Genomic DNA, 6,030 nt, shown 5'->3' with positions numbered 1-6,030 from the left:
GTATCAGTGGATAGCCAGCTAACGGCAGCCTCACCACATAAAATTGTACAGATGTTGATGGCGGGTGCGATTGAGCGTCTGATCCAAGGAAAGGCCGCCATGCAGCAAGGTAATATACCCGTTAAAGGTGAACGCTTAGGAAAAGCACTGGATATTATCATCAGTTTACGTAGTAGTTTATCGATGAAAGATGGCGGTGAAATCGCGCAAAACCTCGATATGCTTTATGAGTTTATGATCACTCAAATTTCTACGGCTAATCATAAAAACGACCCACAACCGATCGATGACGTTATTGATATTATCCGTGAAATAAAGTCGGCATGGGATCAAATCCCTGCGGAATATCACAATTTAACGGCTTCAGAGATTGGAATCTAAGATTTATCTTAATCTTTTAACCAATATCACACCTGATAATTGCTTGGTTGCCTTATTTTTTTAATTAAATAGAATAGAAGCCACTAACTAGCCAAGTGGCTTTTTTGTTGCTGAATTTCACACGTTGGTTATCCTTGCTTTGACTGTTTCATTTTGTATTGAGTCAAGTCCGTGATTTTCAAAGGTGTAAACACAACAATTTCAGAATTAAGGCAAATATTCTCACCTATGCAAGGTTTAGCAAAACTACTTGTCATTGAAGACGACGCTTTCGTTCGTCAAAGTTTCAGCACAATCCTAGAGTTCGTGGGGGAGCCGTGTGAAGTCATAGACTCCGCACACATTGATCGGATTGATTGGTCCGACGCTTGGGCTGGATGCATAGTGGGTTCGATTGACGCACCGTGTTTACCTGAATCGTTAAAAAACACCCTGTTTCATGCGAATCATATTCCGTTATTGGTGGCAAACCGACATTTTTTTTCTTTTGAATCTTTTCCTCAGTTTATTGGCGAATTGGAGTTCCCACTTAACTATCCACAGTTGAGCGATGCTTTGCGTCACTGCAAAGAGTTTTTGGGTCGTAAAGGTATTCAACTTCAATCGTCTACTGTCAGTAATACACTTTTTCGTAGTTTGGTTGGGCAAAGTCTTGGGATTCAAGAAGTTCGTCATTTGATTGAGCAAGTCGCCAGTACTGAAGCAAATGTGCTTATCTTGGGTGAATCAGGAACAGGAAAAGAAGTGGTGGCTCGCAACATCCACTATCATTCAGCTCGGCGACGAGGGCCTTTTGTTCCGATAAATTGCGGTGCTATCCCTGCAGAATTGCTTGAGAGCGAGTTATTTGGCCATGAAAAAGGCGCATTTACCGGGGCAATAACCGCTCGTAAGGGGCGTTTTGAGTTGGCGGAAGGTGGGACTCTTTTTTTAGATGAAATAGGGGATATGCCTGCCAATATGCAGGTGAAACTTTTGCGGGTTTTACAAGAGCGCTGTTTCGAACGAGTGGGTGGAAACACAACGATTAAAGCGGATGTCAGAGTAGTGGCAGCAACCCACCGTGATCTGGATCATATGATCAGCGAGCAACGCTTTCGAGAAGATTTATATTATCGATTGAACGTATTCCCGATAGAAATGCCAGCACTGAAAGATCGCAAAGAAGATATTCCTTTGTTACTTCAAGAGTTAATGACGCGGATGGAGGTGGATGGAGCCTCCCCGATCTGTTTTACCCCACGAGCCATCAACTCTTTAATGGAGCATGATTGGCCTGGTAATGTTCGTGAATTGGCCAATCTTGTTGAGCGTATGGTGATTCTTTACCCCAATAGCTTGGTAGATGTTAATCACCTCCCCACCAAGTATCGATACAGTGACATTCCTGAATTTCAGCCAGAACCGAGTCGCTTTAACTCGGTTGAAGAGCAAGAAAGAGATGTTTTAGCTGATATTTTTTCAGAAAATTTCAGTTTTGAACAGGACGGCGAATTCTCAATCAGTGGCCATTTCGATACGCCACAATCGCTTCCGCCCGAAGGGATTAACTTAAAAGAGCTATTAGCTGATTTAGAAGTCAATTTAATCAATCAAGCGTTGGATGCTCAAGGTGGCATTGTTGCGCGAGCTGCTGATATGTTAGGTATGCGTCGAACCACATTGGTTGAGAAAATGCGGAAATACAATATGCAGCGATAGTCAACTTGAGTGAGTCAATTTATTGACTGGTGTGTAATTGTATGAAATAAAAGAAAAATAGCCTGGCTTGCATATTGCATGTTAGGCTATTGTTGTTTTTTAGGTCAAATATTAGTGATGGATAACTTCATGCAGAAGCAGCATTCGCATCTAGACTCTTTAGAAGATCAAGTTGAGCGCTATAAACAAGTGCTGGATGTTATGCCCGCCGGGGTTATTTTACTCGATACTCAAGGGGTCGTGCGTGAAGCCAACCCAGAAGCACAACGACTGTTGCAAATTCCCTTATTAGGTGAAAAATGGTATACGGTTATTCAGGTTGCTTTTGCGCCTCGTGAAGATGATGGGCATGAAATTTCTCTGCGTAATGGCCGTAAGGTTCGTTTGGCTATTTCAGCGTCGACAACTGGGCAATTGATTTTGATCACCGATCTAACCGAAACCCGTTTGTTACAATCGCGGGTGAGTGATTTGCAACGTTTGTCTTCTCTTGGTCGGATGGTCGCCTCTTTAGCCCATCAGGTTCGTACTCCATTGTCGAGTGCTATGCTATACGCCTCGAATTTATCGTCCCCTAATTTACCGAGCGCTACTCGAGAACGATTTCAACATAAATTACTTGATCGGCTGCATGACTTAGAAAAACAAGTTAATGATATGCTGTTATTTGCAAAAGGAGGGGATAATAAAGTTATTCAGCCCTTCTCTATTGCAGATTTAGTTGCTGAGTTTTCTCCCATGGTTGAAACGGCTTTGAAAAACAATCAGATAGATTACGATTTGCAAGTTGAGCAGGAAGAAACAAAGCTATTAGGTAACGCTAATGCGGTCGCTTCAGCTATCAGTAACTTGGTGATGAATGCAATTCAAATTGTCGGAAAGCAAGCCCAAATTGATGTTTTTTTTCGACCGGTGAATGGTGAGCTGAAAATTTCAGTACAAGATAATGGCCCAGGAGTACCTGAAGCATTGCAGCATAAAATAATGGAACCTTTTTTTACCACTCGTTCTCAAGGAACGGGGTTAGGGCTTGCTGTTGTACAAATGGTTTGTCGTGCTCATGATGGCCGATTAGAGTTGATGTCACAATCCGGTGAAGGTGCGTGTTTTACGATGTGTCTTCCGCTTGAACGTCAATCCCAACCATCTCAATCAGATAGTGGAGAATGATCATGGCTCAAAATAAAGTCTTAGTCGTTGAAGATGATGAGGGGCTACGCGAAGCGTTGGTCGATACACTCGCCTTAGCTGGGTATGAGTGGCTTGAAGCTGATTGCGCTGAAGATGCATTGATAAAATTGAAAAGTCATTCTGTTGACATTGTGGTATCCGATGTACAAATGGCGGGTATGGGTGGTTTGGCTTTGCTCAGAAATATCAAACAACATTGGCCTAATTTACCGGTTTTGTTAATGACGGCTTATGCCAATATTGAAGATGCGGTTGCGGCGATGAAAGAGGGGGCCATTGATTACATGGCAAAACCTTTTGCGCCAGAAGTATTGCTGAATATGGTTAGCCGTTATGCCCCCGTCAAGTCTGACGATAATGGGGACGCCGTGGTTGCGGATGAAAAAAGCCTTAAATTGTTGTCGTTAGCGGAAAAGGTAGCAAAAACGGATGCTAACGTGATGATTTTAGGCCCTAGTGGTTCAGGTAAAGAAGTGATGTCTCGTTATATTCACAATACCTCTCCCCGCAAAGGTGGCCCTTTTGTTGCGATTAATTGTGCGGCTATCCCCGATAATATGCTTGAGGCAACATTATTTGGTTATGAAAAAGGCGCATTTACTGGTGCCGTCCAAGCGTGTCCTGGTAAGTTTGAGCAAGCACAAGGGGGAACTATTTTACTTGATGAAATCAGCGAAATGGATTTAAGTTTACAAGCAAAATTGTTGCGTGTTTTACAAGAGCGAGAAGTTGAGCGGTTGGGTAGTCGGAAAAGTATCAAATTAGATGTGCGAGTTCTTGCCACGAGTAACCGGGACTTAAAAGCTTATGTACAAGAGAATAAATTCAGGGAAGACTTATATTATCGGCTGAATGTGTTCCCAATTACTTGGCCGGCTCTCTGTGAACGAAAAAAAGATATTGCCCCTTTAGCGAGCCATCTTATTGAACGACATTGTAAAAAGCTCGGTTTACCTGTTCCTAATATTTCAACAACCGCTATCGCTAAATTGCAGAGTTATCCTTGGCCAGGTAATGTCCGTGAGTTAGATAATGTCATTCAGCGAGCTTTGATCTTAAGTGAGCAAGCGGATATTGAACAGCAGCATATTTTACTCGAAGGGTTGGATTGGCAAGATGCTTCTGGCTTACAAGCGCTGGTTGAACAAGAAGATGAAAGAGCTAATCCTACAATCAAACCAGTGGCAGAAAGCGCCTCGTTGGTAAAAAGTGATTGTAGCCCGATTGGATTAGGTGATGAGCTTCGAGATCAAGAGTTTTCCATTATTATGGAAACGCTGGTCGAGTGTAACGGACGACGTAAAGAAATGGCCGAGAAATTAGGTATTAGCCCGCGTACACTACGTTATAAATTAGCGAAGATGCGTGATGCGGGTATTGATATCCCAGGTTAAATATCCGTTTAGCTCAGATTCCAAGTGGCATATTAATTGCTGCTTTATTAAAGCAGGATGTTAGAGTCAAAGAATTGGCACTCGAGGTTACCATGAAATTAGATAGCTTACACAGTGAAATGCAGGCCATGATGGTCGAAGCGGGTAATGGTCGGCCTGCCGCAACTGGACAAAAAGTTGGCGCTGATTTTGGCAATATGCTAACTCAGGCTATCAATAATGTGAACGGATTACAAAAAGCCTCCGGTGATTTACAAACTCGCTTTGATCGAGGCGATGAAGGTATTTCTTTATCGGATGTGATGATCGCTCGTAATAAATCCAGTGTTGCCTTTGAAGCGACCATTCAAGTACGCAATAAACTAGTTGAAGCGTACAAAGAACTGATGAATATGCCAGTATAACCACATAGGGTATGAGCTTTGGCTGAAGATAAACAAACCACCGATCTGACACTGACCTCAGGTGGAGAGCAAGCGCTGTCGACCAGCGTTGATCTTGAGGGGGGTGCACAAAATCCAGATTTAGAAGAGAAAAGCTCTTCTAAGCTAGACTTTGCTATGGGCGATCTTGACCTTTTAAGACAGATTGTGTTGGTGTTATCCATTTCCATCTGTGTGGCCCTGATTGTTATGTTATTTTTCTGGGTAAAAGAACCAGAAATGCGGCCTCTTGGGGCTTATGATACTGAAGAACTGATCCCTGTATTGGATCATCTTGATCAACAAAAACAAGCCTACCGGTTAGATGGTAATACCATTTTAGTACCGAGTAGCGATTACAATAGCATTAAACTTAATATGGTTCGGGCTGGGCTAAATCAATCACGCAATACAGGCGATGATATCCTTTTGCAAGACATGGGATTTGGTGTTTCGCAACGCCTTGAGCAAGAACGTTTAAAACTGAGCCGTGAACGTCAATTAGCAAAAGCCATCGAAGAAATGCGTCAAGTTAATAAAGCGCGCATTTTACTCGCACTTCCCAAGCAAAGTGTTTTTGTACGGCATAATCAAGAAGCGTCCGCATCCGTTTTTTTAACCTTGCGTACAGGCACTAACCTAAAGCAAGAAGAAGTGGATTCGATCGTTGATATGGTGGCGAGTGCCGTGCCGGGAATGAAGCCTACCCGTGTGACTGTGACCGATCAACACGGGCGTTTACTTAGCTCCGGCTCACAAGATCCGATCTCAACGGCTCGACGTAAAGAACAAGAGCTTGAACGTCGTCAAGAGGAGAATCTTCGTAGCAAAATTGATTCGGTTCTTATCCCTATTTTAGGTTTAGGTAATTATACCGCACAGGTCGATATAGAGCTGGACTTTAGCGCGGTGGAACAAACACGTAAAGTATTTGATCCGAA

6 protein-coding genes are annotated in these 6,030 nt (G+C 43.0%); all 6 read left to right on the top strand.

Features of this window, described 5'->3' with window-relative positions; all coding sequences use genetic code 11:
- Positions 1-381, top strand: a 381-nt coding sequence (gene fliS, locus B7C60_RS09985; protein WP_245869147.1) for a flagellar export chaperone FliS, incomplete at its 5' end; no start/stop codon positions are given.
- A gap of 228 nt (positions 382-609) precedes the next feature.
- Positions 610-2,082 carry a sigma-54 dependent transcriptional regulator gene (locus B7C60_RS09980; protein ID WP_099611525.1) on the top strand — a complete coding sequence of 491 codons (1,473 nt, stop codon included), beginning with the start codon at positions 610-612 and terminating at the stop codon, positions 2,080-2,082.
- Between the two features lie 129 nt (positions 2,083-2,211).
- Positions 2,212-3,252 carry a sensor histidine kinase gene (locus B7C60_RS09975; RefSeq protein ID WP_425445506.1) on the top strand — a complete coding sequence of 347 codons (1,041 nt, stop codon included), beginning with the start codon at positions 2,212-2,214 and terminating at the stop codon, positions 3,250-3,252.
- A gap of 2 nt (positions 3,253-3,254) precedes the next feature.
- On the top strand, positions 3,255-4,667 hold the full coding sequence (locus B7C60_RS09970; protein ID WP_172953241.1) for a sigma-54-dependent transcriptional regulator: 1,413 nt from the start codon (positions 3,255-3,257) through the stop codon (positions 4,665-4,667).
- Positions 4,668-4,759: 92 nt separating this feature from the next.
- Positions 4,760-5,071, top strand: coding sequence for a flagellar hook-basal body complex protein FliE (fliE, locus tag B7C60_RS09965; protein WP_099611523.1), 312 nt, complete (start codon positions 4,760-4,762; stop codon positions 5,069-5,071).
- An 18-nt stretch (positions 5,072-5,089) separates the two neighbouring features.
- Positions 5,090-6,030: flagellar basal-body MS-ring/collar protein FliF (gene fliF / locus B7C60_RS18850; protein WP_245869146.1), on the top strand; the 941-nt coding region annotated here is incomplete at its 3' end.

Source organism: Vibrio fujianensis (assembly GCF_002749895.1).
GTDB lineage: Bacteria > Pseudomonadota > Gammaproteobacteria > Enterobacterales > Vibrionaceae > Vibrio > Vibrio fujianensis.
This window is presented reverse-complemented; position numbering and strand designations above follow the sequence as displayed.

Bases quoted from the DNA above. Each gene is read 5' to 3' on its own strand.
- B7C60_RS09980 (WP_099611525.1), top strand. From the start codon at position 610: ATGCAAGGTTTAGCAAAACTACTTGTCATTGAAGACGACGCTTTCGTT.
- B7C60_RS09975 (WP_425445506.1), top strand. From the start codon at position 2,212: ATGCAGAAGCAGCATTCGCATCTAGACTCTTTAGAAGATCAAGTTGAG.
- B7C60_RS09970 (WP_172953241.1), top strand. From the start codon at position 3,255: ATGGCTCAAAATAAAGTCTTAGTCGTTGAAGATGATGAGGGGCTACGC.
- fliE (WP_099611523.1), top strand. From the start codon at position 4,760: ATGAAATTAGATAGCTTACACAGTGAAATGCAGGCCATGATGGTCGAA.